Below are 3,996 nucleotides of genomic sequence, written 5' to 3'. Positions count from 1 at the left end.
CCCCCCCCCCCCCCCCCCCCCCCCCCCCCCCCCCCCCCCCCCCCCCCCCCCCCCCCCCCCCCCCCCCCCCCCCCCCCCCCCCCCCCCCCCCCACCGCCATGTGTGGGGCCCGGTGCTGGGTGCAGCGTCGAGACATCGCATTAGATCTTGCAGGCTGAATTTTTATTGTTGCAATACTCTGTCTAGTTCTTGCGTGTCCATGGCGAGGATATTACGGTCCCCCTCGCGTCGTCAGCACCCCCCGTCTTCCCTTGGGCCCCGTTTCCTTCCTCTCTGGTGGTGTCAGCGGCACAGTTCCGGCATTTCGTGATGAAAGGAGTGGCAAGTGTTCCGTTCCATCCGAGATCTGAGACGAGCCCTCGTCTGGGCGGTCAGCACCGCGATGCTGGCCGCCGTCGGCGTCTTCGCTCTGGCTGTCCCACCTGCTTGGGCGGCGACCGCCGCCACCGGCGGCAGCGGCGCGAGCCTGCCGTACGTCGAGGTGCAGGCGGAGAACTCCGCCACCAACGGCACGCCCATCGGCCCGAGTTACACCCAGGGCCAGTTGGCCGACGAGGCGTCGTACCGCAAGGCGACGACGCTCCAGGGCACCGGCGAGTACGTCACGTTCACCACGCCGGTGGCGACCAACTCGATCAACTTCCGCTACAGCATCCCCGACACCTCGGGCGGCTCGGTCTACACCGCCGCGCTGTCCCTGTACGTCAACGGCGTCAAGCAGCCCGACTTCACCCTGACGAACGCCTACAGCTGGTACTACGGCAGCTACCCCTTCACCAATGCGCCGGGCAGCAACCCGCACCACTTCTTCGACGAGGCCCACCGCCTGTTCTCCACCACCTATCCGGCGGGAACGACCTTCAAGCTGCAGGTCGATTCGGGGGACACCGCCTCCTCGTACACGGTCGACTTCGCCGACTTCGAGCAGGTCGGCGCCGCCCTGACCGCACCCTCGGGGGCGGTGTCGGTGACCAGCAAGGGCGCCGACTCCACCGGTGTGGGCGACGCGACCGGCGCGTTCAACGCCGCGATCAGCGCGGCCGGCCCCGGCGGCACCGTGTGGATCCCGCCGGGCACCTACAACATCCCCGGCCACATCAGCGTCAACAACGTCACGATCGCCGGCGCCGGCATGTGGTACTCGACCGTCACCGGCACGGCACCCGGCTTCTACGGCAACTCCGCGCCCTCGGCCAGCACCGGTGTGCACCTCCAGAACTTCGCGATCTTCGGCAATGTGCAGGAGCGCGACGACAGCGCCCAGGTCAACGGCATCGGCGGCGCGATGAGCGATTCGACCGTCTCCAACCTGTGGATCGACCACATGAAGGTCGGTGCCTGGATGGACGGGCCGATGGACGGGCTGACGTTCAGCGGCATCCGCATCCGCGACACCACCGCGGACGGCATCAACTTCCACGGCGCCGTCACCAACTCGAAGGTGACCAACAGCGACATCCGCAACACCGGTGACGACGGCATCGCCACCTGGGCGGACTCCGGTATCGGCGCCGACGCCAACGACACGATCTCCAACAACACCGTGTCACTGCAGATCCTCGCCAACGGCATCGCGATCTACGGCGGCCACGACAACACCGTCAGCGGCAACCGGGTGGTGGACACGGGCCTCGCCCAGGGCGGCGGTATCCACGTCGGGCAACGCTTCACGTCGACGCCGGTCGGCACCACCACGATCTCCGACAACACCATGATCCGGGACGGCAGCCTCGACCCGAACTGGCAGTTCGGTGTGGGCGCCCTGTGGTTCGACGGCAGCCAGGGCGCGATCACCGGCCCGGTCAACGTGACCAACGCGCTGATCCAGCAGAGCCCGTACGAGGCCGTCCAGTGGGTCGAGGGCACCATCAGCGGTGTCAACCTCAACAACGTCACCATCGCCGGCACCGGAACCTTCGCCCTGCAGGAGCAGACCGGTGGCGCGGCGAAGTTCACCAACGTCACGGCGACCGGCGTCGGTTACTCGTCCCCGGTGTACAACTGCTCGGGCGGCAACTTCGTCATCACCGACGGCGGCGGCAACTCCGGCATCAGCGGCACGCCGTACTGCGGCGGCTGGCCGGCGCCGGTCTTCCCGCCCTACCCGTCCGAAGGCGTGACGGCCACCCCCGGCGCGCTGAACTTCGGTTCGGTCCCGACCGGTTCGACGAGCGACGCACAGACCGTGACGGTCTCCAACCCGACCAACACCGCCGCGTCCGTCTCGTCGATCTCCGCCAGTGGCGACTACTCCCAGACCAACACGTGCGGTTCGTCGATCGCGGCGAACGGCTCGTGCACCGTCAGTGTGAAGTTCGCGCCGACGGCGACCGGCAGTCGTAGCGGATCCCTGACGGTCAACGCGGGCGGGATCACCAACACCGTCAGCCTCTCCGGCACCGGCACCGCGCCGGGCCCGGTGCTGAACACCGACCCGGCGACCCTGTCCTTCGATGCCACGGTGGTCGGCTCGCCGGCCACCGCGCAAGCGGTGAAGGTGACGAACTCGGGTACCGCGTCGGCGACCGTCTCGGCCGTCGCGGCGACCGGTGACTTCAGCCAGACCAACAACTGCTCCACCCTCGCGGTCGGTGCGTCCTGCACGGTGAACGTCGGGTTCAAGCCCACCGCGGGCGGATCCCGTACCGGCAAGCTGACCGTCACCAGCAACGCCAACAACAGCCCGACCGTAGTCTCCCTGACCGGCAGCGGCATCGACAGCACCACGAATGTCGCCGCCGGGCGGCCGGCGACGGCGAGTTCGGGCAACAGCCCGTACGTCGCCTCGAACCTCACCGACCCGGACGCGTCGACGTACTGGGAGGGCACGAACGGTTCGTTCCCGCAATGGGCCCAGGTCGACCTCGGCCAGAACTACAGCGTGGGCAAGGTCGTGCTCAAGCTCCCGCCGGCGACGGCGTGGTCGGCTCGCACGCAGACGCTGTCGGTGCAGGGTTCCGCGGACGGTTCGAGCTTCTCCACGATCAAGGCATCGGCCGGGTACACCTTCGACCCGAACGCCAACGGCAACACGGTGACCATCACGTTCAGCGCCGCCACGGCGAGATACGTGCGGGTGAACATCACCGCCAACACAGGCTGGAACGCGGCCCAGTTGTCGGACTTCGAGGTGTTCCCCAGTGACGGCGGCTCCTCGAACGCGACCTTGTCGACCAGCCCGGCGTCCCTGTCGTATCCCACCCAGGCGCTCAACACCGCCAGCAGCGCGCAGACGGTCACGGTGACCAACACCGGAACCGCCGCCGCGACCGTTTCCGGCATCACCGTCACGGGCGACTTCTCGGGGACCGACAACTGCGGAACGTCGATCGCGGCGAACGCCTCCTGCACGGTGAACGTCACCTTCAGGCCCACCGCGTCCGGCACCCGCACCGGCGATCTCAGCATCGCCAGCAACGCGTCGAACGGCACGACCACGGTCGCGCTGACCGGCACCGGCGCCGGCACGGTGAGCAGGAACCTGGCAGCCGGCGCGGCCACCACCGAGTCCAGCCACACCGACGTGTACGCGTCCTCGAACGTGACGGACGGCAACCAGGGCTCCTACTGGGAGAGCGCCAACAACGCCTTCCCGCAGTGGGTCCAGGTCGACCTCGGCTCCGCGCAGAGCGCCGGCCGCGTCGTCCTCCAGCTCCCGGCCGGCTGGGGCGCCCGCAACCAGACGCTGTCCCTGTCGGGCAGCACCGACGGCTCCGCCTTCACCACCATCAAGTCGTCGGCCACGTACACCTTCGACCCCGCCACCAACAACACCGTCACCATCACGTTCACCGCGACCACCCAGCGATACGTCCGGGTGAACATCACGGCGAACACCGGCTGGCCGGCCGGTCAGATCTCGGAGTTCCAGGTCTGGAACACCTGACCTGACCGGATGGTGGGGGGGGGGGGGGGGGGGGGGGGGGGGGGGGGGGGGGGGGGAGGGGGGGGGGGGGGGGGGAAGGGGGGGGGGGGGGGAAGGGGGGGGGACTTGCT

General features: G+C 69.0%; 1 protein-coding gene. It reads left to right on the top strand.

Annotated features, from left to right (window positions below):
• Positions 1–325: 325 nt before the first annotated feature.
• Positions 326–3,886, top strand: coding sequence for a choice-of-anchor D domain-containing protein (locus tag ACZ6KY_RS28800; RefSeq protein WP_469313180.1), 3,561 nt, complete (start codon positions 326–328; stop codon positions 3,884–3,886).
• Positions 3,887–3,996 lie beyond the last annotated feature (110 nt).

The organism is Streptomyces sp. NPDC042002 (genome assembly GCF_055588305.1).
Note: the sequence above shows the minus strand (reverse complement) of the source record. Positions and strands in the feature narration are given on the sequence as shown.